General features: G+C 61.2%; 22 protein-coding genes and 2 tRNA genes. 13 read left to right on the plus strand and 11 right to left on the minus strand.

The window, feature by feature from the left end:
- Nucleotides 1-5 precede the first annotated feature (5 nt).
- Genes C0V73_RS05540 through C0V73_RS05550 form a run of 3 tightly spaced genes read right to left on the minus strand, consistent with a single transcriptional unit; the run spans nucleotide 6 to nucleotide 5244 of the window.
- Complete coding sequence (locus C0V73_RS05540) at nucleotides 6-3086, minus strand: efflux RND transporter permease subunit (RefSeq protein ID WP_102019022.1); 3081 nt, start codon at nucleotides 3084-3086, stop codon at nucleotides 6-8.
- Nucleotides 3083-4168: an efflux RND transporter periplasmic adaptor subunit gene (locus tag C0V73_RS05545; RefSeq protein ID WP_102019023.1), complete on the minus strand. Its 1086-nt coding sequence runs from the start codon at nucleotides 4166-4168 to the stop codon at nucleotides 3083-3085. The genes C0V73_RS05540 and C0V73_RS05545 overlap by 4 nt, the downstream gene beginning before the upstream one ends.
- Nucleotides 4165-5244 carry an efflux RND transporter periplasmic adaptor subunit gene (locus C0V73_RS05550; protein ID WP_102019024.1) on the minus strand — a complete coding sequence of 360 codons (1080 nt, stop codon included), beginning with the start codon at nucleotides 5242-5244 and terminating at the stop codon, nucleotides 4165-4167. The genes C0V73_RS05545 and C0V73_RS05550 overlap by 4 nt, the downstream gene beginning before the upstream one ends.
- A gap of 92 nt (nucleotides 5245-5336) precedes the next feature.
- Here C0V73_RS05550 and C0V73_RS05555 point away from each other — a divergent pair, with 92 nt between their 5' ends.
- Complete coding sequence (locus C0V73_RS05555) at nucleotides 5337-5963, plus strand: TetR/AcrR family transcriptional regulator (protein ID WP_102019025.1); 627 nt, start codon at nucleotides 5337-5339, stop codon at nucleotides 5961-5963.
- 108 nt (nucleotides 5964-6071) lie between these two features.
- On the opposite strand, the gene C0V73_RS05560 is transcribed toward C0V73_RS05555, so the two are convergent.
- A tRNA-Thr gene (locus C0V73_RS05560) sits at nucleotides 6072-6146 on the minus strand.
- Between the two features lie 235 nt (nucleotides 6147-6381).
- Between C0V73_RS05560 and C0V73_RS05565 the strand changes: the two genes are divergently transcribed.
- The 10 genes from C0V73_RS05565 to C0V73_RS05610 all read left to right on the plus strand — a co-directional run bounded on the left by C0V73_RS05565 (nucleotide 6382) and on the right by C0V73_RS05610 (nucleotide 12439).
- Nucleotides 6382-6615 carry a hypothetical protein gene (locus C0V73_RS05565; protein ID WP_245407918.1) on the plus strand — a complete coding sequence of 78 codons (234 nt, stop codon included), beginning with the start codon at nucleotides 6382-6384 and terminating at the stop codon, nucleotides 6613-6615.
- Between the two features lie 126 nt (nucleotides 6616-6741).
- On the plus strand, nucleotides 6742-8034 hold the full coding sequence (gene murA, locus C0V73_RS05570) for a UDP-N-acetylglucosamine 1-carboxyvinyltransferase (protein ID WP_102019027.1): 1293 nt from the start codon (nucleotides 6742-6744) through the stop codon (nucleotides 8032-8034).
- Between the two features lie 138 nt (nucleotides 8035-8172).
- Complete coding sequence (locus C0V73_RS05575; RefSeq protein WP_102019028.1) at nucleotides 8173-8610, plus strand: DUF2948 family protein; 438 nt, start codon at nucleotides 8173-8175, stop codon at nucleotides 8608-8610.
- Between the two features lie 68 nt (nucleotides 8611-8678).
- Nucleotides 8679-9977 carry a histidinol dehydrogenase gene (hisD, locus tag C0V73_RS05580; protein WP_102019029.1) on the plus strand — a complete coding sequence of 433 codons (1299 nt, stop codon included), beginning with the start codon at nucleotides 8679-8681 and terminating at the stop codon, nucleotides 9975-9977.
- A 3-nt stretch (nucleotides 9978-9980) separates the two neighbouring features.
- Nucleotides 9981-10454, plus strand: coding sequence for a UPF0262 family protein (locus tag C0V73_RS05585; protein ID WP_102019030.1), 474 nt, complete (start codon nucleotides 9981-9983; stop codon nucleotides 10452-10454).
- Nucleotides 10455-10459: 5 nt separating this feature from the next.
- Complete coding sequence (locus C0V73_RS05590) at nucleotides 10460-10921, plus strand: low molecular weight phosphatase family protein (RefSeq protein WP_102019031.1); 462 nt, start codon at nucleotides 10460-10462, stop codon at nucleotides 10919-10921.
- Nucleotides 10922-11064: 143 nt separating this feature from the next.
- A complete protein-coding gene (gene infA / locus C0V73_RS05595; protein WP_004435948.1) occupies nucleotides 11065-11283 on the plus strand; it encodes a translation initiation factor IF-1 in 219 nt (72 codons plus the stop codon).
- 39 nt (nucleotides 11284-11322) lie between these two features.
- Nucleotides 11323-11943 (plus strand): Maf-like protein, encoded by a 621-nt coding sequence (locus C0V73_RS05600; protein WP_102019032.1) that lies wholly within the window; start codon nucleotides 11323-11325, stop codon nucleotides 11941-11943.
- Between the two features lie 2 nt (nucleotides 11944-11945).
- A complete protein-coding gene (yacG, locus tag C0V73_RS05605) occupies nucleotides 11946-12158 on the plus strand; it encodes a DNA gyrase inhibitor YacG (RefSeq protein ID WP_102019033.1) in 213 nt (70 codons plus the stop codon).
- A 205-nt stretch (nucleotides 12159-12363) separates the two neighbouring features.
- A tRNA-Phe gene (locus C0V73_RS05610) sits at nucleotides 12364-12439 on the plus strand.
- 168 nt (nucleotides 12440-12607) lie between these two features.
- Here C0V73_RS05610 and C0V73_RS05615 read toward each other — a convergent pair.
- From C0V73_RS05615 to C0V73_RS05645, 7 genes are all read right to left on the minus strand, one after another.
- Nucleotides 12608-13387, minus strand: coding sequence for a hypothetical protein (locus C0V73_RS05615; RefSeq protein ID WP_102019034.1), 780 nt, complete (start codon nucleotides 13385-13387; stop codon nucleotides 12608-12610).
- 148 nt (nucleotides 13388-13535) lie between these two features.
- Nucleotides 13536-14843 (minus strand): FAD-dependent oxidoreductase, encoded by a 1308-nt coding sequence (locus C0V73_RS05620; RefSeq protein WP_102019035.1) that lies wholly within the window; start codon nucleotides 14841-14843, stop codon nucleotides 13536-13538.
- Nucleotides 14840-15712 carry an NAD(P)-dependent oxidoreductase gene (locus tag C0V73_RS05625; protein ID WP_102019036.1) on the minus strand — a complete coding sequence of 291 codons (873 nt, stop codon included), beginning with the start codon at nucleotides 15710-15712 and terminating at the stop codon, nucleotides 14840-14842. Before C0V73_RS05625 ends, C0V73_RS05620 begins: the two co-directional genes overlap by 4 nt.
- The gene (locus C0V73_RS05630; protein WP_102019037.1) at nucleotides 15709-16128 is read right to left on the minus strand and encodes a dTDP-4-dehydrorhamnose 3,5-epimerase; all 420 of its coding nucleotides are present in this window, start codon (nucleotides 16126-16128) and stop codon (nucleotides 15709-15711) included. The genes C0V73_RS05625 and C0V73_RS05630 overlap by 4 nt, the downstream gene beginning before the upstream one ends.
- 1 nt (nucleotide 16129) lies before the next feature.
- Entirely contained in the window at nucleotides 16130-17239 is a 1110-nt protein-coding gene (gene rfbG, locus C0V73_RS05635) for a CDP-glucose 4,6-dehydratase (protein WP_245407891.1), read from the minus strand.
- A 78-nt stretch (nucleotides 17240-17317) separates the two neighbouring features.
- A complete protein-coding gene (gene rfbF / locus C0V73_RS05640; RefSeq protein WP_102019600.1) occupies nucleotides 17318-18100 on the minus strand; it encodes a glucose-1-phosphate cytidylyltransferase in 783 nt (260 codons plus the stop codon).
- Between the two features lie 22 nt (nucleotides 18101-18122).
- On the minus strand, nucleotides 18123-19196 hold the full coding sequence (locus tag C0V73_RS05645; protein ID WP_102019039.1) for a hypothetical protein: 1074 nt from the start codon (nucleotides 19194-19196) through the stop codon (nucleotides 18123-18125).
- Between the two features lie 363 nt (nucleotides 19197-19559).
- Here C0V73_RS05645 and C0V73_RS05650 point away from each other — a divergent pair, with 363 nt between their 5' ends.
- Nucleotides 19560-20162, plus strand: coding sequence for a TetR family transcriptional regulator (locus C0V73_RS05650; RefSeq protein WP_102019040.1), 603 nt, complete (start codon nucleotides 19560-19562; stop codon nucleotides 20160-20162).
- A 22-nt stretch (nucleotides 20163-20184) separates the two neighbouring features.
- On the plus strand, nucleotides 20185-21324 hold the full coding sequence (locus C0V73_RS05655; RefSeq protein ID WP_102019041.1) for an efflux RND transporter periplasmic adaptor subunit: 1140 nt from the start codon (nucleotides 20185-20187) through the stop codon (nucleotides 21322-21324).
- Nucleotides 21325-21358 lie beyond the last annotated feature (34 nt).

A 21358-nucleotide genomic window follows, 5' to 3' on the forward strand; every position in this document is an offset into this window, starting at 1 on the left:
TCCTGTCAGACCGCCTCTGCCTTCGGCGTCTCGGCGTGTTCAGCAGCTTCCTCGGCGGGGATCCTGAACCAGGCAACGTAGAGTGCCGGCAGGAAGAGGAGCGTCAGCACGGTGCCGACCACGATGCCGCCCATCATGGCATAGGCCATGGGACCCCAGAAGACCTCACGCGAGATGGGGATCAGGGCCAGCGTCGCCGCCGCTGCCGTCAGCATGATCGGCCGCATGCGATGTTCTGTTGCCTCAACGACGGCGCGCCAGGGCGCCATGCCCTCGCTTCTCAACTGCTCGATCTGGACAACCAGGATGACCGAGTTTCGGATCAGGATGCCGACCAGCGCCAGAATGCCGAGGATCGCAACAAAGCCCATCGGCGCATTGCTCAGCAACAGTGCCGCCACGACACCGATCAGCGCCAGCGGAGCGACAGCGAAGACCAGGAACAGGCGGCTGAAGCTCTGCAGCTGGATCATCAGGATCGTTGCCATGGCAAACAGCATCAGCGGAGCAACGGCGATGATCGGCCCCTGAGATTCGGCACTGGATTCGACCGAACCCCCGATTTCGACCGTGTAGCCAACGGGCAGCGTCTTGGTGAAAGTCTCGACCTGCGGCTTCAGCTCCTCGACGATGGTGGCCGGCTGGGTAGACCCGATAACGGCCGCCTTGACGGTGATCGTTGGAATGCGGTCACGCCGCGCGATCAAGGGCTGTTCGAGTTCGTAGCGGAACTTGGCGACTGCCGACAACGGCACGGAATTGCCGCTGGAGCTCGGAAGCTGCAGGTTCTTCAGCGTTTCGATCGAGCCACGTTCGGAATCCTGGGCCCGCCCGATGACGTCGATAAGGTAGATGTCATCCTTGACCTTGGTCGCCGACGATCCTTCGACAATCCCGTTGATGCCATTGGCGATATCGCGAGAGGAAATGCCGAGCTGACGGGCCTTGTCCTGCAGCACGTCGATCTTGACCACGCGCGAGGGCTCGTTCCAGTCGAACGTCATGTTGGTCAGCTCGGGATGGCTGTTGACGATCGCGCCAAACTCACGCGCGAGGTCACGGACCTTCTGGATATCGGGTCCAGCGACACGATACTGGACCGGCTTGCCGACTGGCGGGCCGATATCGAGCAGCTTCACGAAGGCATCCGTCCCGGGGAAGGTCTTGGAGAGGTAGTCCTGCAGATCCGCCCGCACGCGATCGCGCGCTTCGAGATCCTTGGTCACGATCACGACCTGTCCCATCCAGGCGGCCGGAGATGAGACGTCGTAGGACAGGATGAAACGGGGCGCGCCTTCGCCGACATAGGTCGACCAGTGGTCGATATCGGGATTGCCGACCAGCTTTTCCTGCTCGAACTGGGAGATCTGGCGATTGGTCTCGGCGATCGTGCTGTTTTGCGGCAGGTCCCAGTCGACGATCAGTTCGACGCGATCCGATGCCGGGAAGAACTGCTGCTGGACGAGGCTCATGCCGCCGATCGACACCGCGAAGGTCACGACAGTCGCAATGATCGTCATCCAGCGCCAGCGCATGGCAAGCGCGAGAAGCCACGCAAACATGCTCGCGAAGCGGCCCTTCGTTTCGTGATGAGACTGCATTGTCTTCGGCAGGATCGTCACACCGAGAAGGGGTGTGAAGAGAACGGCAACCACCCAGGACACAATCAGCGACACTGCGATGACGACGAACAGCGTGAAGGTGAACTCGCCGGCAGCACTGTTGTTGAGGCCGATCGGGATGAAGCCAGCAACCGTCACCAGCGTTCCGGTCAGCATCGGGAAGGCGGTGGAGGTATAGACATGCGTCGCCGCACTCCGAAGCGTATCGCCGGCCTCCAGACGAGAGACCATCATCTCGACGGCAATCATGGCGTCGTCAACCAGCAGGCCGAGCGCGATGATCAAGGCCCCGAGCGAGATGCGCTGCAGCGAGATGCCGGTGTATTCCATGAAAACGAAGGTGATAGCGAGCACCAGCGGAATGGAGATCGCGACCACCAGGCCGGCCCTGACGCCAAGGCTGATGAAGCTGATGGCGAGAACGATGACCATCGCCTCGAACAGGGCCGTGGTGAAGCCCGAGACGGCCTCCTCAACCACCGCCGGCTGATCGGACACGCGCTCGACATTGACGCCGATCGGGAGGTCGGCGACGACCCGGTCAAGCTGGGCATCGAGCTGTTCGCCGAACGTCAGCAGGTTGGCACCCGTTTTCATGCCGATGGCGAGGCCGATCGCGGGCTCGCCCTTGAACCGGAACAGCGACGATGGCGGGTCGACATAACCGCGCTTGATCGTTGCAATGTCGGTGAGCGGGAAGAAGCGATCATTGATCCGTAGGTTGATCGCTTTCAGGCTTTCCTCGGAGGTGAACTGGCCGCTGACGCGCAGCGCAATCCGCTCGGCACCCGCCTCGACCACGCCCGATTGCGTGACGGCGTTCTGGGCCTGGAGCGTATCGATGATCTGCTGTTGGTCGATCCCGAGCGCTGCGATCTTGCGCGTGGAGAATTCGAGATAGATCACCTCGTCCTGGGCCCCGATGACGTCGATCTTGCCGACATTCGGAACGGTCAGGAGCTTGGCGCGCGCATCTTCGACGAGATCGCGCATCTGGCGTTGGCTGAGGCCATCCGAGGTGAAGGCGTAGATATTGCCGTAGACGTCACCGAAGCTGTCGTTGAAGAACGGTCCCAGCACGCCGCTTGGCAGATTGCCCTGGATGTCCGCGATCATGTTGCGGACGCGGACCCAGTTCTCCGTGACTTCGCTGGCTTTTGTGGACGACAGGAGCTCCACGAAGATCGTGGTCTGGCCGGCCTTGGTCACACTCTTCGTGTAATCGAGCGCATCGAGTTCCTCGAGCTTCTTCTCGATCCGGTCGGTGACCTGCAGCGTCACCTCCTCGGCAGAGGCGCCCGGCCATTGGGCATTGATGATCATCGTCTTGATCGTGAATGCCGGATCTTCCTCACGCCCCAGATTGAGGTATGAAAAGGTCCCAGCCAACACGAAGACGATCATGAAGTACCAGACGAGCGAACGGTGTTCGAGCGCCCAATCGGAGAGGTTGAAGGATTTCACTGGGTCATCTCCTGATCGACGCGGATGGACTGGCCTTCTTCGAGACTGTTGACGCCGGCAGTGACAACACGGTCACCGGCCTCCACCCCGGAAACCACGGCGACACGGCCGCCGGCAGCCGGGCTTCCTTCGATGGTCACGGCGCGCGAGGCGACCGTCTTGCTCGCCGGATCGACGATCCAGACGGAGGTCTTGTTATCCTCGGTCCTGATGGCCGAGGCAGGCAGGCGAATGGCCGGTGCCGTTCCATTGCTGCTCGTTGCCGTGATCACGGAACCCAATCGCATGACATCGGGCGGATCGATAAGGGTCAGTTTCGTGCGATAGGTGCGCGTGATCGCATCGGCCTGCGGCGCGATCTCGCGGACTACGGCCTTCGCGCGCAGTGTCGGGTCGAGTTGCAAGGCTACCTCGAATGGCGCGCCTGCCTGCAAGCTCGCGCCCAGCGCTTCTGGAACGTCGATGACGGCGTCACGCACCTCCGGCCGGGCAACCGTTGCGATCGCCTGGCCGGCCGAGACGACCTGGCCGATCTCTGCGGACGTAGAAGTAACCACGCCGTCGAACTCGGCGATAAGCTGCGCATAGCCGAGTTGCTCGGTTGCCTTGCCCAGATTGGCCTTGGCCTTGGCGACCGCCGCTTCGGCGGTCTTCAGCTCCAGTTGCGCCGTCTCATAGGCTGCCTTGGCGCCGGACTGCCTTTCGAACAGGGTCTTCTGGCGCTGCTCGGTGGTGATGGCATTGGCAAGCTGCGCCTCGCTGTTGGCGAGATCGGACTGGGCGCTCTTGACGGCGAGTTCGAGCGCCAACGGATCGATGGCCGCGAGCACGTCGCCCTTTTTCACGAGATCGCCTGTCTGGACATTGCGCGCGACGACCCGGCCGAGGATGCGGAAGCCGAACTCGGTCTCGACGCGGGCCTCCACCGTTCCCGACAGCGACAGCTGAACGGCAGGTTCCACCTGGGCGACGAGGGAGAGCACCGGGCGGGGAGCGGTGGCCTCAGGCTCCTGCTCGCCTTGGCAGGCCGTAAGGGCGCTGCCGGCCAGGAGAAGTACGGCGAATTTTGAGAGCGTGTTCATTGGACTGCTCCCTCAAATGCAACCACTTCGCCGTTGCTAATGAACTTGTTGCCGCTCGTCACGACGATGTCTCCCGGTGTAATGCCCGAGCTGACGGAGAAATATCCGTTGCCATAGGTGATGATGTCGACCGGGCGCAGCGAGGCCTTCGACGTCTTGGGATCCACGACCCAGACGGCTGTGCGGCCCGCATCCGAGGCGATCGCAGACCAGGGAAGTCGGATTGCCGTCACCGGCTTGTAGCGCGCCACCGCAATGACGGGGCTTCCAAGGCTGACTTTTGCACCTTCTTCGACGCTGAACTTGACCCGGATGGTGCCGGTGCTGCGGTCGATGGTCGGTGAAATTTCGCGCAGTGTTCCCTTCAACGGGTCGCCGCCGCTGAGCGGCACGATGTCGACCTCGCTCTCGAACTCACGACCGAAGCCGAGCAGCAAGGATTCGTCAACATTGAAGACGGCGTCCCGCGGCCCATCCTGGGCGAGCGTGAAGATCAATTGCGCGGCCTGTGCGACCTGGCCCACTTCTGCATTGCGCGTGGTAATCACACCGTCCGCATCTGCCTTCAATTCGGTCTGGGCAAGCGTGTCGCGGGCCGTGTCGGCCTGTGCCTGTGCCGAATCGACGGTCGCCTTTGCACGCAGCAGTGCTTCTCGCGCTTCATCCAGCGCCGCCTGCGTTGAAACACCCGTGGTAAAGAGACTTTCCTGGCGCTCCAGCGCCTGCTGCGCCTGGGTCCGCTGGGCCTCGGCAGATTGCAGCGAGGCGAGCGCGACCTGCAGATCGGCCTCCTGCTCCTCGGCATCCATACGCGCCAGGACCTGACCCGCCTCGACCTTGTCGCCGACATCAGCCAGACGTTCGGTGATCCGTCCGCTGATCCGGAAAGACAGTTCCGACTGGACGCGCGCGTTGATCTCGCCTGTGCTCGTAATGCTGTCGGACCAGGGCTCCGCCTTGACCGTGACCGTTTCCACCAGTCTGGCGGGTTTCTCAGCGGCTTCTTCGGTGGGAGCGCAGGCAATAAGGGAGGCGCAGGAGCACGCCACCATCAGGATTGAACGGAACCGTCGCATGGATGCCCCTTGAAGTTTGATGGCTCAGAGCTATATTTGAATGACTGGTTAGTCAATGAATTTTTGCGCAGGCTGCGGAACAAGGTATATTGATGCTGAACGAAAAGAAGTTAACGAGGGCCGCGCAAAAGGCGCTCCGGCCCAAACAAATCCTCGATGCCGCCTTCGAAGAGTTTGTCGCCCATGGCTTCACCGCGACCCGCGTCGAAGATATCGCCGATCGGATAGGGGTGACCAAGGGCACCATCTATGTGTACTTCCCGACGAAGGAGGATCTCTTCTCGGCGATGATTGCGCATATTTCGGTGCCGCTTGAAGAGCTGCTCCGCAATATGGAGACGCTCAAGGGCGGCTATGCCGAGCGTCTCCGATCTTTTCTGCTTCTCGCCTATGATCGCATCACCCAGGACAGGCGCGCGCGGGAACTTCTCCGCTTCGTCATCTCCGAAGGAGCGCGGTTCCCGCAGGTCATCGACATGCACCACGCAGAACTGGTCGACCCTCTCATCACGTGTACGCAAAGACTTCTGGAAGAGGGCGTCGCTGCCGGCGAATTCCGTGACTGCGAAGGCGCCAACGCCGAAATCATCGTCGCGCCGATCCTGGCGTTGATGATGGACCATCTGATCTTCGACGGCCGACGTGCCGTCGACATTGCCGCTTATGTGAGGTCCCATCTGGATTTGGTGTTCAACGGCCTCTCACCGCGAGGGGCGTGAGGGCGAGAACGGGTCGTTCTTATGCATCGAATGGGCGTAAGCCGACGGCTCGCGAACGACTGCAATTTGCGGGTGATGAAGTACGTGGGCGGGGGATGCGGGTAAGAATGGTGCTGCTAGAGAGATTTGAACTCTCGGCCTCTCCCTTACCAAGGGAGTGCTCTACCCCTGAGCTATAGCAGCATCTGGCGGGCGACGCATGTGGTCGGCCCGGAACGAGGCGCCTATTGCCATAGAGTTTCGGGCAGCGCAAGCCGTAAAGCGTTTGTGTAGCCAAGTTTTGTAACGGGGGCGGAAGGGACTTTTCGATTTTTATCCGATCGGATATCACGCGCTCATGACAAATGACCCGGAAAACAAGGGCGAAGCGGACGAGAGCCGGCTCGAAGGCGCGCCGCTCGCCGATCGTGGAAAACGTGTGCTCTCCGATGCCGAACAGCGGCGGCGGGAACGCGCGGCGGCAAAACTTCGAGAGAATCTCGCCCGTCGCAAGCAGCAGTCGCGGGCGCGGCGAGCCGGTGAGGCCGAAGACGGCGTGGGGCTGCCAGCGGCGCATGCGACTTCGGTAGAACCCGCGGCGGCGGGCGAGGGCGGTGATCGGGATGTAGGTTCCGCCGATCCTGCCGCAAATTCGTCCAAACCCGGTGATTAACCGAGCGTTGCAGCGTCAATTGAACCCTCTGTACTTTTCGTCTAAAGAGCCAGCCTCGCCGGATTGGCTTCCCCTCACACCTTCTCAAGGAAAGGCGGGCATTTCTCGCCCGTATCGCAGGCTCTCATGGATCGCATCAGGATTGTTGGTGGCAATGCGTTGAACGGGATCATCCCGATCTCGGGCGCCAAGAACGCAGCGCTTCCCCTGATGATCGCCTCGCTTTTGACGTCCGATACGCTGACGCTCGAAAACGTGCCGCATCTCGCCGATGTCGAAGGCCTGATCCGCATTCTCGGCAATCACGGCGTCGACATCGCCGTGAACGGTCGCCGCGAACATCAGGACGGGTCCTATTCGCGCACAGTGCATTTCACTTGCCGCACCGTGGCCGATACCACCGCACCTTACGAGCTGGTCTCGAAGATGCGCGCCAGCTTCTGGGTCATCGGCCCCTTGCTTGCCCGCGAAGGCCAGGCGCGCGTCTCGCTGCCGGGCGGCTGCGCCATCGGCACGCGTCCGGTCGACCTCTTCATCGAGGGCCTGACGGCGCTCGGCGCCGAGATGGAAATCGACGGCGGCTACATCAATGCCAAGGCGCCGAAGGGCGGCCTGATCGGTGCCCGCTACACCTTCCCGAAGGTCTCGGTCGGCGCGACCCATGTCATGCTGATGGCAGCTTCGCTTGCCCGCGGCACGACCGTGATCGGCAATGCCGCCCGCGAGCCTGAGGTCGTTGACCTCGCCAACTGCCTGAACGCCATGGGCGCGAAGATTTCAGGTGCCGGCACCTCGACCATCACGATCGAGGGCGTCACCAGCCTCTCCGGCGCGCGGCACCGCGTTCTGCCGGATCGTATCGAGACCGGCACCTATGCCATGGCTGTCGCCATGACGGGCGGCGACGTGACGCTGTCGGGCACCGACATCACGCTCCTCGACACTGCGATTGAGGCAATCCGTCGCGCCGGCGCCGAAGTCTCGGCCGTCGAGGGTGGCATCCGCGTCATCGGCCATGGCGATCAAATCCGCCCGGTCGATATCGTGACCGAACCTTTCCCGGGCTTCCCGACCGACCTGCAGGCGCAGTTCATGGGTCTCATGACCCGTGCGAATGGCGTCTCGCATGTCACCGAAACGATCTTTGAAAACCGCTTCATGCATGTGCAGGAACTGGCCCGCCTCGGCGCCAAGATTACGCTGTCGGGCCAGACCGCCCGCATCGAGGGCGTCACCCGCCTGCGTGGCGCCCCGGTCATGGCAACCGATCTGCGTGCCTCGGTGTCTCTGGTCATCGCGGGCCTTGCCGCCGAAGGCGAGACCATGGTCAGCCGCGTCTATCACCTTGATCGCGGTTTCGAGCGCCTGGAAGAAAAGCTCACCCGCTGCGGCGCCATCGTTGAGCGCATCAGCGACTGAGCCTCGGCTCGGTCGCACTCTTTCGCAGCGATGCGGGGCGAAAAGTCTTTTTGCCCCGTTGCCACTGGACAAGCCGCAACCTATGTCGAAAACATGAAATTCGACGGGCACCGCCGAAAGGCGATACTGTGAGGTGACATGACGGACTTGAAACTGCTGGCGCTCGATGCCGATGATCTCTCGATCATCTCGGCCCATATGCAGGATGCCGTGTTCAAGGTCGGTGACCTGAGCTTTTCGGCCCGCTCTGGCCTGTTTTCGCTGGCGGCCAATCGCTTCGTCTGGGAAAAGGCAGCGCGTGCGTCAAAGAGCTTCGAGCGCCGTCGTGCGGCTCTGAGCTTCAAGCGCGTCGAGGCGGTTCGCTCGATCGGTTTCGATCGCAGCAAGGCCGACGAAGTGATGAGCCTTCTCGCGATCCGTTACGTACCGAAGGGCGAGGGGCCTGATGGTGTGGTCGAACTGCTGCTCGCCGGTGGCGGCACGATCGCGCTTGAAGTGGAATGCATCGAGGCCCAGTTGGCAGATACCGGCGGTGCCTGGGAAACGACGACACGGCCGGAACACGAGGCTGGCTGATGAGGCCGAGCGGCGCGCAATCGTCGCGGCTTGATTGAATTGAGACTGCTTGAGAGGGAATACGGGGCGTGGCAATCTGGCTGGATCAGGCATCGGGAGATTTCGAGGCGCGTTTTGCGGCCTTCCTGACGACCAAGCGTGAAGTCTCCGACGACGTCAACGATGTCGTGCGCAAGATCATCGACGATGTGCGCGCGCGTGGCGACGCGGCACTCGCCGATTATTCCAAACGCTTCGACGGCGTGGATTTTTCGACTGTTTCCATGCGGGTGACGGATGAAGAGATCGCAGCAGCACTCGCCTCCACCGCGCCTGAGCTGATCGACGCCCTGAAGCTTGCCGCCGAGCGCATCGAGCGCCATCACGCCCGCCAGATGCCGAAGGACGACATCTACGAAGACGCGATTGGCGTTGGGCTCGGGTCGCGCTGGACGGCGATCGATGCCGTCGGCCTCTACGTGCCGGGCGGCACGGCAAGTTATCCGAGCTCGGTGCTGATGAATGCGCTGCCGGCCAAGGTCGCTGGCGTCCCCCGCGTCGTCATGGTCGTGCCGGCCACCGGCGGTGCCATCAACCCGACGGTTCTGGCGGCGGCCAGCATTGCTGGCGTCACTGAGATCTATCGCATCGGCGGCGCCCAGGCGGTTGCCGCCCTTGCCTATGGCACAGAGACCATCGCGCCGGTTGCCAAGATCGTTGGTCCGGGCAATGCCTATGTCGCGGCGGCCAAGCGCCATGTCTTCGGCACCGTCGGCATCGACATGATCGCCGGTCCCTCCGAAGTCCTCATTATTGCCGACAAGGACAATGATCCGGATTGGCTGGCAGCCGACCTTCTCGCCCAGGCGGAACACGATCCCGGTGCCCAGTCGATTGTCATCACCGATGACCGCGCACTCGGCGAAGCGGTGGAAGCGGCTGTTGAACGGCAGCTGAAATCCCTGCCGCGTGCCGAGACGGCATCGGCCAGCTGGCGCGATTTCGGCGCGATCATCATGGTCGAGAAGCTGGAGGATTCGATACCTCTGGCCAACCGCATCGCCGCCGAACATCTGGAACTCGCCGTGGATGATCCGGAACCCCTGATTGAAGGCATCCGCAATGCCGGCGCAATCTTCGTCGGTCGCCATACGCCGGAAGTGATCGGCGACTATGTCGGAGGTTCGAACCATGTCCTGCCAACGGCGCGCTCAGCCCGCTTTTCCTCGGGGCTAGGGGTGCTGGACTATGTCAAGCGGACCTCGATCCTGCGGCTCGGGCCGGAGCAGTTGCGCAAGCTTGCGCCGGCGGCAATTGCGCTCGCGAAATCGGAAGGGCTCGATGCCCATGCCCGCTCCGTCGCCATTCGCCTCAATCTCGGGGACTAGCACATGGCGGCGGGCGACTTCCGGCTCTCAGATGTCGTGCTGGACGAGACCATCGGGCGCTCGACACCCGATGTCGAGCATGAGCGGGCGGTCGCCATCTTCGACTTGATCGAGGAAAACACCTTCGAACCCGCCGGCCATCCCGGCGGCCCATACCACCTCTTTCTGTCACTGATGGATCGCAAGCTCGTCTTCTCGATCAAGACGGAAGCCGGCGAGGATGTCGCCGTGCACATCCTGTCGCTGACGCCATTGCAGCGGATCATCAAGGACTACTTCATGATCTGCGAGAGCTATTACGAGGCGATCCGCTCCTCGACACCGTCGCAGATCGAAGCCATCGACATGGGCCGTCGCGGCATCCACAACGACGGTTCCCAGACGCTGATGGACAGGCTCTCTGGCAAGATCAAGATCGACTTCGACACGGCACGCCGCCTCTTCACCCTGGTCTGCGTTCTCTATTGGCGGGGCTAGGATCGATGAGCGAGGGCGCAGACGACAGCCGCCGTCCGTCGCGGCCCGGCGCGATCCTCTTCATGTGCGGCCAGAACGTCATCCGCAGCCCCATGGCCGAGGCAATTGCGAGACAGGCCCTGCCGTCCGGCACCTGGGTTGCCTCTGCCGGCGTGAAGAAAGGCGAACGCGATCCCTTCGTCGATGTCGTGCTCGACGAGATCGGCCTGTCGCTCGGCCGGCGCCAGCCCCAGACGCTGGAGGATATGGAAGACGACTACTTCGACCTCGTGATTACTCTCACGCCTGAAGCTCATCACGCAGCGCTCGAATTGACACGGTCATCAGCGGTCGAGGTGGAATACTGGCCGATGCCGGATCCGACGGTCGAGACCGGCAGCCGCGAGCAGCGGCTCTCCGCCTATCGCGACGTGCGGGACCGCCTGACGAAGCTGATCCGTGACAGGCTGGTTCTCGCCCCAGATTAGCGGCGGTTTTGCCCCTCTTGAAACAAATTCCAAAAGCCGAATCTACAAGGTTCACAAATGCCGGGCGATTGTGTAGTTTCCGCCCACATTTTCGGGGCCCTTCGCGCGCCCCGCTTTAAAACCCCAGGAAAGACAACCGCTCTATGGCAAAAGAAGAAGTCCTCGAATTCCCCGGCGTCGTTACCGAATTGCTGCCGAACGCCACCTTCCGCGTAAAGCTCGAAAACGAACACGAAATCATTGCCCACACCGCCGGCCGCATGCGCAAGAACCGTATCCGCGTTCTCGCCGGTGACAAGGTTCTGGTCGAGATGACCCCTTACGACCTGACCAAGGGCCGTATCACCTACCGCTTCAAGTAAGCCTTAGGCCAAAAGCTGAGGCTTGAGGAGCGCGTTCGGATGGAATTGAGACAGAAGCTGATTTTGGCCTCCGGGTCGCCGCGCCGCGTGGATCTCCTCAAGCAGGCGGGCATCGAGCCCGCACGCCTGATGCCGATGGATCTCGACGAGACGCCGAAGAAATCAGAACATCCGCGCACGCTCGCCCGCCGCCTGTCCGCAGACAAGGCCGGCGCTGCCTACCAGCAGGTCCGCAAGGATCTGACCTGGGGCGGAAGCTACATCATCGCTGCCGACACCGTGGTCGCGGTCGGGCGCCGCATTCTGCCCAAGGCGGAACTGATGCAGGAGGCTTCCTCGGCGCTGCATCTGCTCTCGGGCCGCAGCCACTGGGTGTTCACCGGCGTCTGCCTGATCGCCCCTGATGGCAAGCTGCGCCAGAAGATCGTCGAGACCAAGGTCCGCTTCAAGCGCCTCTCCGGCTATGACATCGAATGCTATCTCGCCTCTGGCGAATGGCGCGGCAAGGCTGGCGCCTATGCCATCCAGGGTATCGCCGGCAGCTTCGTCCAGAAGATCGTCGGCTCCTACACCAATGTCGTCGGCCTGCCGCTCTTCGAGACGTTGCAGATGCTCTCGGGCGAGGGCTATGACGTGCATACGGGCTGGACGGAGGGCTGACCATGGCGGAAGGAGACGAACAGCGGACCGCCAAGGTCGAGCCGCTGCGCAAGGCACTGCCTTGCCCCGAATGCCGTCGCCCCTCGACGCGCGAGAACTATCCCTTCTGCTCGGACCGCTGCCGCAATCTCGACCTGTCGCGCTGGCTGAAGGGTTCCTATGCCATTCCCGTGGCAGACGACGAAGCCAAGGCCGACGACGACTACCGCGACTGACGGCTCCAGCGCCCGGAAACCCGGTCGCCCATCCTCTGCGATCCCTTTGTTCCCGCTCACCTTTCTGCGATTTTCACATCTTCTTCAAAAAAGTGGCTGAAGGCGCTGGACATGGCCGAACAAGATGTTATAACCCCGCTCGCTCCCGGGGAAATACCCCGGCGGTCTTGAAATAAAGACCGGCAGGCTTCCAAAAAGCCGAGATGCCCGGATAGCTCAGTTGGTAGAGCAGCGGATTGAAAATCCGCGTGTCGGTGGTTCAAATCCGCCTCCGGGCACCATTTCTTTTCAGTAAGATACATATGCATGATGTTTGCGGTGTTTGGCATCGAGGCCCCCGCCGTTGTTCGCGTCAACGCGTGATGCGGCCACTCTCGACCCCAAAAACAACAAGGCCGATCTGCGTGAGCAAACCGGCCTGGTCGTCTGGAATTCAGAACTTTAGCCGCTCAGAGCGGTGGTGGCGAGATCTTCGGCAAGACGAAGTCTTCGCCGAGCAGGTGCAGCCACAGGCGCTCCAGGATGTAACCATACACTGTAACGCCGGATACGGTGTATTTCAGCATGGTGCTCAGCGCCTCAGGCGAGATCGCGGCCACGCGCTTGTTGCGCACCGCGAAGATCGCGCCGTACGAGAAGACGCCGATCGAGTGTTGGTCCGCCTTGGCGGCCAGTTCGTCGAGCTTTGCAAGGCGCAGGAAGTGCGCCGCGATGTTGGTACCGTCAGGCAGCCCGCCATGAATGACGCGGTAAACATTGCCCATGCCCCAGGCACCTTGGTCGACGAAATCGATCGGGCCCCATGTCAGCAAGGAGAAGCGCTCCACCCTGACGCGAGGGCGTCCGAACAGGCCGCGCTGGTATTCCGCCAGCAGCGTGGTCGGCGGGACCATTTTGTCCTCAAGCCACTGCCAGGACATGGGTTGCAAGTCCTGCCAATGCTTCCAGGTATGCAGAAGATTGATGAAGTCAGGGCTGTGCTCGAAGGGGTCGCCCTGCGCATAGACGGTGAAATCGTCGTTATCCTCGGTCTCATTCAGCATGTGATTGAGATAGGTTTCCGACTCGCGGCCCACATTCGGACGGTCGATGATCCGCGTGGCGCGCTGGATGATCTCCGAAGAGGTTATCGGTTCGCCTTTGTTGTAGATCACGACTTCGAAGTCGTCCGGGATCAGCTTGATCCACTCCAACGGTTCCGAGTAGCGGGCGAGTATCACGCGATTCATGAAAGGCCTCCGGTTATCGAGGCACCTGAGCGGAAGCTTCTCTAGCCCAACTGCGCGGATAGCAGCCCTTTCAGTCCCCAACAGCCGTAGTGCATTAGCAATCTTGTGCGTGGCTTAAACGGATGAGTGACTGGTGGTGGTGGGGACTTCACCTGGCTATTGCATCAGCGGCGGCCCGGCCTGACATGAAGGCCTGGTTGGACCAAAGGTAGTCCCACTCGCCGAAGCGCCCAGCGAGGGCAATGCCCTGGCTTTCGACCCACGCGCGCACGGCATTGCGGCGTTTCTCCATCCCCAGGTCGAAGACGACATTGCCGAAGGGAAGGTGCTTGTGATGGGTGAGAACGATCTCGTCACGTTCCGCAAGCCCCATGGTCTCCACCGTCTGCAAGCAGTGTTCGATCAGCGCCTCGGGGGACAGGCCATGCTGCATCCGCTGTGAGGAATAGATTTCGAACTGCAGCGAGGAATGGCCATCCGGCGCGTTGTGAGGTGACTTGATGCTCGGCGAATAGGCCCGGGACGCGAGAATGGTGGTGTCGTAGATGTAGAACCACAGGCTCGGCGAAACGCGGGGCTTCCGAAAGCCGATCGAGACAATGTCGATGGACGTGGCAAACAGCGTATCCGCAAGCGCGCGGATATCCGGCGGCACATCCGTCATGATCTGGATCAGCAGGGGCAAAGGCATGGTTGAGATCATCCGCCCGTACAGCTGCACCTCGCCATTTTCGAAGCGGATGCTGCGGCTCCGATTGTCGATCTCGACCGCTTTCATGTCTGTCCGGACGTCAACCGTTTCGAGTAGCGGCATAAGGAATGCCCTATAGCCACCCCGCTCTGGATACCGCATCGTCGAGACATAATAGGTGTTGGGTGGGTTTTCGCAGACCGCTCCCAGCACGACCTCGCGCAGATCCGCGCGGCGCATGCGGTTGCCGATCCAGCCGGTTCCGAGCTCTGCCGCGTCAAGCGTCCAGTATTTCCTTGTGTATCGCAGAGGCCAGCGCTCGGCGATCTTGGCGCCGTACTGATTGTAGAGCCAGTCGCGATAGTTTTCGATCGGTGCGTCCGGTGAAACCTGCGCCAGATGATGGGCGAGATCGACCACCAGGTCGGCCTTCTCATCGGCGGCCAGGGGATACATGTTGTTCTGCACGGGATGCGGGATCCACAATCCCCCATCCCAGTTCAGCGAACGCGCCTCATGGCTGAGATAGGGCGTGCGGTCGAATATTTCGCGCACCTCCGGCTCGGACGCAAAGGACAGATGCACGGCATTGTCGAAGGTCCAGCTTCCCTCCGGCGTCTCAAGCGTGAAACTGTCCAGCAGGCCACCCGGACGAGAGGCTGCCTCGAACAGTGGGGCCTCGACACCATGCTCCCGCAGGCGGGCAGACGCTGCCAGCCCGGCAATTCCGGCGCCGAGAATGATCACCTCGTGGTCTGGCTTCATGGAGCCGCCTTTTCCTGTTCCAGCAGTGTCTGCACGTAAGCGCTCAGGGCCACGTCCCACTCCGGCATCCGGTCCAAGCCAAGGAGAGTGAGCTTGCTGTTCTGCGCCGCCTCGTTGGGCGACACGGGTGCCCGACGGACGAACCGCTTCGGCAGAAGAACAGGTGAAAGCCCGGCGGCAAGCAGAATGTGCCGCACGTAGTCAAATCGGGAGACTGCGCCGCCTGCCACGCAGTTGAAGGTCCCCTCGATGCCTTCTTCGATCAAGATCTCAGTCTGGCGGACGACGTCGTCAACGTTTGTCGGTGAGCCGATCTGGTAGGGATCCGAATAGATCTCGGCTTTTTGACGGGCTTCAATAATGCGAGCCCATACGAAGTTCTTGCGATGAGCAAGGTTGCCGCCATAGAGCCAGCCGAGCCGAAGGATCAGATGCCGGCAACCACTGGCGAGAACGGCAGCCTCGCCCTGGGCCTTGCTTCGGTGGTGCGCGGTCGTGGGATGAAGCGGCGAGAAGTCTGAATGCGGCTCGCTGCCAACTTCGGAAAGTCCATAGCAGCCGGTCGAGGAGAAATGCACCAGAAGCGCATCCATACGCTGCGCTGCCTGGCCGACAAGGCCCGGAAACAACGCATTGACAGCAAATCCGCGATCCGGCTCGCCTTCCGCCCGCTCGACATCCGTGTCGGCCACGCAATTGATGATGATGCACGCCTGCGTCTCCATGACCGCTTCGATCAGCTGTCGCGGTTGCGTAACATCCAGCAGAGAGCGGTCTAGAGTAACGACGTCGCGGCCGAGGAGCTGACTGGCAAAACGGCTGCCCAGCATGCCGCTTGCTCCAAGCAGCAGGATACGCGCCGGTCTCACGGCACATCTCCAAAGGCATCCAGCGGACGGGTCTCGGCCTCGTCCGGATCATGGGGAATAGAGGCCACGTTCAGAAGCGTGGAGGTGTGCGGTGCTACCCCCTGGAACGCGACAAAGTAACCGGGTGGCACAGTCAGTCGGTTATAGAGATCCGGCGCATCGGGTGAGAGTTGGGTATCGAGAACCATGCGGCCATCTCCATCGCGCACCATCACCCGGATCGCGCCTGCGACGCAGACGAGATTGAGCGTCATGCGCAGGTGTCGTTTCCATCCCTTCGTGTCGCCGGAAAAGACTTGCGAGAAATAGGCCTCTCCAAAACTCTCGTACCCCGCATCGCTGGCCTTCATCCCGTGCAGCACATCCCCTTTGGGGGTTGAAATTCGCTTCAGCGCCGTGAGGAAGGGGGCTGTCATGTCAGCGGTCGGCCGTCCAGACGAGTTCGCGATCGCGCGCAAACCTCGTGAAGCTTGCAATCTGCTCCAGGGTCACCGAAAGGGCTTGCTCCTTGCCCTTGAGAACGCGCCTGTACCAGGAGCCGGTCATGTCGGCGCATTCCTCGTATTTCAGGTTCGCTTCCCAGTTCAGGTCGAGCAGGGCCTTGTCACAGTTGAGCTTCAGCAGGCTCGCCTCATGGAATGGAATGTTACCCGTGACCTCATAAGGCGCGAGACCTTCTTCCAGCTGCCAGATCTTGCCAAGGCTGCCGATCAGATCGACCACGGTTCGGTTCTGCTCCGCCCTTGGGCCGAAATTGTAGGATTGCCCGTTCAGACGGTCCGACAAGGAGAGTGCCTCCGCAAGTGTCAGATAACCACTGAGTGGCTCCAGAACATGCTGCCACGGACGCGTTGCGGCAGGAGAACGGATCTCGACCGTCTTGCCGGCTCCCCAGGCGCGAATGCAATCGGCCACAATCCGATTGGCCGCCCAATCTCCCCCGCCGATCACATTGCCGGCGCGGGCGGTGGCAAGCCGCACCGAATGGTTCTTGCCCTGGAAGAAGGAGTGGAAATAGGAGCGGAAGATCAGCTCGGCTGCGCCCTTGGATCCGGAATAGATGTCCTTGCCACCAAGGGCATCCGTCTCGCGATAGCCCCAGACCCATTCCACATTGTCATAGCACTTGTCGGAGGTGATGATGACGGCATGGCAGGGCCAATCGACCTTGCGCAGAGCTTCCATCACATGCGCCGTACCAATCACGTTGCTCGTGATGGTCTCCAGCGGATCGTCATAGGAGACGGAAACAATGGCCTGGGCGGCGAGGTGAAAGACGAAATCAGGACGGAAGGTCTGGATGACGCCGGACAACTTCTCGAGATCCCGCACATCCCCGATATGGTGCTCGATCTCGCCTGCCAGGCCTGAGAGTTCGAACAGAGAAGGCGTGGTTGGAATATCGCGCGAGTAGCCGCAAACCTTCGCACCCAGACTGATCAACCAGGCGCTGAGCCAGGCTCCCTTGAAACCGGTATGCCCTGTAATCAGGACGCGGGCGTTGGAAAATGTGGTCTCAAGGCTCACTGGCATCTCTTGTCGGTTCGGGCAAGGCTGCCCTGATCATTGTTGTACGTATTCAGGGCTAAGGCCGCCGGCAGCGACCTACCAGATCTTCCAGGGCGCTTTGCCGCTTTCCCAGTGCTTCTCCAGCTGCGTCTTGTCGCGCAGGCTGTCCATCGGTTGCCAGAAATTGTAGTGGCGATAGATGGCAAGCTGTCCATCGCGGGCGAGACTTTCTAGCGGCTCCTGCTCCCAGGTCGTCTCGTCCCCTGCGATGAGTCCGGCGACATCGGGCGTCAGGACAAAGAAGCCGCCATTGATCCAGTTGCCGTCGCCAACGGGCTTTTCCATGAAGGAAACGACCTTGTCGTCCTCCAGCTTCAGGGCGCCGAAGCGACCGGGAGGCTGGGCTCCGGTGACTGTCGCCCGAAGGCCGTGGGATTTATGGAATTCGACCAACTGGGTGATGTCGACATCGCCGACACCGTCCCCATAGGTGAGGCAGAAGTAGGGATCGTTCTGGACGTAGGGTATGACGCGCTTCAGTCGACCACCGGTCATCGTGGTCTCGCCGGTATCCACCAGGGTAACCCGCCACGGCTCCGCTTTCGCCGCATGGGTTTCCACACGGTTGTTCTGCAGATCGATGGTGATGTCGGACATGTGCAGGAAATAATTCGCGAAATATTCCTTGATCACGTGACCTTTGTAGCCAAGGCAGATGATGAAATCATTGATGCCATGGGCGCTGTAGATTTTCATGATGTGCCACAGGATCGGCCGCCCGCCGATTTCGACCATGGGCTTGGGCTTTGTCGAGGTCTCCTCCGCCAGGCGGGTGCCAAGCCCTCCGGCAAGAATGATCGCTTTAGGCTTGAACTGCATGCTGAGCTCCTGGAGGGCCATCTTATCCGAACGCATACTTCCGGATTACGCCGCCATAGTTTTCGTAGGTTTTCGAAGAGCGGTAGAGTTCGGCCATGGAGCGCTCTTCCATGATCGCGGCCAAGACATCGTAGTTCTTGTTCGGCGGCCGGGTATGCGCCACGGCGATATCATCGATGATCGCAATGCGTCCGGGCACGCGGCCGCCGAGCTGCGACCAGATGTGATCCAGCCCGAATCCGCTGAACGATGCCTCGAAGGTGGGAAGGCAGATCTGCAGAAACGAACGGCTGAAGACGGGGCACATCAGTTCCACGAAGTTTGTATAGCGCACCAGGTATTCGGGGTTCTGTGCAGTGACCGGATGTGTGACGTATGAGGTTGCGACCAGCGAAGGCTGCGCAAGATCGAACCCGCCGATACGGAAGATGTTGAAGAGCTTGTTGATGTCGGCCCAGGTCATCATGAGGTCGTCGTCCGGCATGTAGACGTTCTCATAATCGAGCAGCGGGCTGCCCTCTAAGAAGAGCTTGTAGATCGCCGAGAACTTCCGGTCGTTCGGCTGGTGGGTGAAATACTCCCACTCCTTCAAGTCCGACGGTACCTCTTTGCCATACCAGCTGATGCAGAGATCCCAGTTGCGGTCCTCTTCCGGGATGTTGCGCGCCCAGTGAATATGAAGAGATTGCGCATTGGCTCGCAGAACGACGAGGTTGCGGCGCTTGCGGCCCGGCAGGCCTTCTGCCTGCCGAAGTTCGGGCACGTCGTCTGATGCGCTCTGCCCGAAGTCTCGCGCCGTCGGCATCTGAACGCGTTTCAGCACATGCACGACATTCGGGTCGACCTTGGAGCCCCCGGTTAGCCGCAGAAGGCCGTGCTCATCCCGCTCGCTTTCGTCAAATATGGTCGTGGTCTGGCCGGTGATGCTCTGAAAACGAAGAGCGCCGTCGACCAGCGCCCAGCAACGCTCGAAGGGATGGATGTAGCCGCCGACTATGCCGTTCGGCAGCAAGCGTACGACTGGAGCAATGACTTCCCCGTTTTCCCGCGAGAAGGCCCAGGTCTGATGAACAAGCTCATCGTTTTGAATTTTCATATCATCCAGCCGTAAAGTGGAGATTGGAGGATAAGCAAAATCTGCAGCAGCTGCAGTAGTCATAGCGTTGCATCCCTCTGTCCCTCAGACGCTCGTGAGCCGAGGAAGTTTACTTACCTCACACCACCTATTCTTCTGTGGCAAAGAGCTTGTGCGAAGCTGTAGACGCACGGGGAGGTGCGTGGGTGGCGCGCTATGCCACTTTAGCTTTCCGTAAGACTGTGCGTGTTAGGGCTACATTGATACGACTTGTGGTCGTGTGAGCGGCTCACAAATCGCCAGTCGTCAATCCGAACATATTGACCGATGCTGATTTATGATTTACGACTGACGAAATTCAAAATTCGTCAGTCGTAAATCGCCATGACTCAAAATGCTTCGCCTTTACCCGATGTAGCAGATACCGCGACCCGCATCCTTGAGGCCGCGGAGGCGCAGTTTCGTCACTATGGCTACAGCAAGACGACCGTCGCCGATGTGGCGAAGGAACTCGGAATGTCGCCGGCGAATATCTATCGCTTCTTCGGCTCCAAGGGCGAACTGCTGGAGGGCGTTTGCGCCCGCATGCTGCAACAGAGCCTGACGCTCGCCAAGGCCGCGGCCGACCTTCCCGTCAGTGCCGAGGAGAGGCTGCGTCGCTACTCCATGAACCATTTCGAGTTCACCGTCTCGACCATGCTCGATGAGCGCAAAGTGCATGAAATGGTCGTGGTTGCGATTGAGCAGAGCTGGGGCGTCATCGACAAGCACATCGATGAAATCCAGGCGATCCTCACCGGCATCATCGCCGACGGCATGGAGAACGGCGAATTCGTCAAGGGCGATCCGGCCCATGCTGCCCGGTGCTTCGGCGCCGCAACCTCGCCTCTCCATCATCCCCAGATGGTGGCCCAATGCATCGGCAAGAGCAATCGGGCCGCCCCTGAAGACCTGACCGAATTCGCCATCCGAGCCCTCAAAGTCTGAGCCCCTCCGGGGAGGAACCACCATGTCCGCCAGCGTCCGCCTTTCGTTGATTGCCCTGCCTTTGCTCGTCACCCTCGGTCTCACATCCTGTACCGAAGGAGGGGCCGAAGTTGTCCAGGAACCGAGCCTGAGGCCGGTCAAGGTGGTTGAGGTTCAGGCCCCGTCGACGGACCGGGAGCTGAAATACTCAGGCACGGTCAAGGCCCGCAGTGAAGCCGCGACCGGCTTCCGGGTTGCCGGCAAGATCATCGAACGCCTTGTCGATATCGGTGATCGCGTGGCGCCAGGCGACGTGCTCGCGCGCCTCGATGTCACCGACTATCAGCTCCAGATGCGCAGCGCCGAGGCAAGCCTGGCCGCCGCCGAGCGGCAGCTGGAGACCGCAGATTTCGCCTTGAAGCGGGCCGATGCGCTCTATCGCCAGCAGGTCACCACCAAGGCACAGCTGGAACAGGCGCAACTCACCTACAATCAGGCACTTGCCACGCGCGACAGCCAGCGCTCCTCGCTGGAACAGGCCCGCAACCAGGTTGCCTATGGCGAGCTGAAGGCTGACAAACCCGGCATCGTCACAACGATTGGCGCAGATGCCGGCCAGGTGGTCGCAGCCGGCAGCCCGGTGGTCACAGTCGCTGCGGACGGCGAGAAGGAAGTACTGATCGCCGTGCCGGAAAACGAGATCTTCGCCTTTGCCCCGGGCAAGAAGGTCGAGGTCGGTTTCTGGTCGAAGGACGGGCTTGCCCTCGATGGCACCGTCCGCGAGGTCGCCGGCAGCGCCGATGCCACGTCGCGCACCTTTGCGGTGCGTATCTCGCTATCCGACAACCCGCAAATCCTGCTGGGCATGACGGCGCGCGTGACCGCGACTGCACCGTCGGACAAGAGCTTCTTCGAGCTGCCGCTCTCAGCGCTGACCCGCGATGGGTCCAATCAGACCATCGTCTGGACGGTCGACAAGATGGCAGCCACGGTGCATGCCCGCCCGGTCACCATCGACACTTTCTCCGACACGGGAATCCAGGTCTCCGCAGGCTTGAACCCGGGTGATCTCGTGGTCGTGGCCGGTACGCAGTTCATGACGGAAGACATGAAGGTGCGGCTTGCCGATGAGAACCTGCCGCAGGCCGCCGAGGCAGCAAAGCCTGACGCCGCCACCCGCTGAGCCCAGCGACCTTTACCCTCTGGATCCAGATATC

The sequence above is a fragment of the Rhizobium sp. TH135 genome, assembly GCF_002855515.1.
Lineage (GTDB): Bacteria > Pseudomonadota > Alphaproteobacteria > Rhizobiales > Rhizobiaceae > Allorhizobium.

What these genes read in the sequence shown, in the direction of transcription:
- C0V73_RS05590 (WP_102019031.1), top strand. Translation starts at nt 10,460, where the DNA reads ATGAGCGAGGGCGCAGACGACAGCCGCCGTCCGTCGCGGCCCGGCGCG.
- C0V73_RS05650 (WP_102019040.1), top strand. Translation starts at nt 19,560, where the DNA reads ATGACTCAAAATGCTTCGCCTTTACCCGATGTAGCAGATACCGCGACC.
- C0V73_RS05630 (WP_102019037.1), bottom strand. Translation starts at nt 16,128, where the DNA reads ATGACAGCCCCCTTCCTCACGGCGCTGAAGCGAATTTCAACCCCCAAA.
- C0V73_RS05620 (WP_102019035.1), bottom strand. Translation starts at nt 14,843, where the DNA reads ATGAAGCCAGACCACGAGGTGATCATTCTCGGCGCCGGAATTGCCGGG.
- C0V73_RS05550 (WP_102019024.1), bottom strand. Translation starts at nt 5,244, where the DNA reads ATGCGACGGTTCCGTTCAATCCTGATGGTGGCGTGCTCCTGCGCCTCC.
- C0V73_RS05555 (WP_102019025.1), top strand. Translation starts at nt 5,337, where the DNA reads ATGCTGAACGAAAAGAAGTTAACGAGGGCCGCGCAAAAGGCGCTCCGG.
- C0V73_RS05575 (WP_102019028.1), top strand. Translation starts at nt 8,173, where the DNA reads ATGACGGACTTGAAACTGCTGGCGCTCGATGCCGATGATCTCTCGATC.
- rfbF (WP_102019600.1), bottom strand. Translation starts at nt 18,100, where the DNA reads ATGCAGTTCAAGCCTAAAGCGATCATTCTTGCCGGAGGGCTTGGCACC.
- C0V73_RS05655 (WP_102019041.1), top strand. Translation starts at nt 20,185, where the DNA reads ATGTCCGCCAGCGTCCGCCTTTCGTTGATTGCCCTGCCTTTGCTCGTC.
- C0V73_RS05585 (WP_102019030.1), top strand. Translation starts at nt 9,981, where the DNA reads ATGGCGGCGGGCGACTTCCGGCTCTCAGATGTCGTGCTGGACGAGACC.
- murA (WP_102019027.1), top strand. Translation starts at nt 6,742, where the DNA reads ATGGATCGCATCAGGATTGTTGGTGGCAATGCGTTGAACGGGATCATC.
- yacG (WP_102019033.1), top strand. Translation starts at nt 11,946, where the DNA reads ATGGCGGAAGGAGACGAACAGCGGACCGCCAAGGTCGAGCCGCTGCGC.
- C0V73_RS05545 (WP_102019023.1), bottom strand. Translation starts at nt 4,168, where the DNA reads ATGAACACGCTCTCAAAATTCGCCGTACTTCTCCTGGCCGGCAGCGCC.
- C0V73_RS05615 (WP_102019034.1), bottom strand. Translation starts at nt 13,387, where the DNA reads ATGAATCGCGTGATACTCGCCCGCTACTCGGAACCGTTGGAGTGGATC.
- C0V73_RS05645 (WP_102019039.1), bottom strand. Translation starts at nt 19,196, where the DNA reads ATGAAAATTCAAAACGATGAGCTTGTTCATCAGACCTGGGCCTTCTCG.
- C0V73_RS05600 (WP_102019032.1), top strand. Translation starts at nt 11,323, where the DNA reads ATGGAATTGAGACAGAAGCTGATTTTGGCCTCCGGGTCGCCGCGCCGC.
- infA (WP_004435948.1), top strand. Translation starts at nt 11,065, where the DNA reads ATGGCAAAAGAAGAAGTCCTCGAATTCCCCGGCGTCGTTACCGAATTG.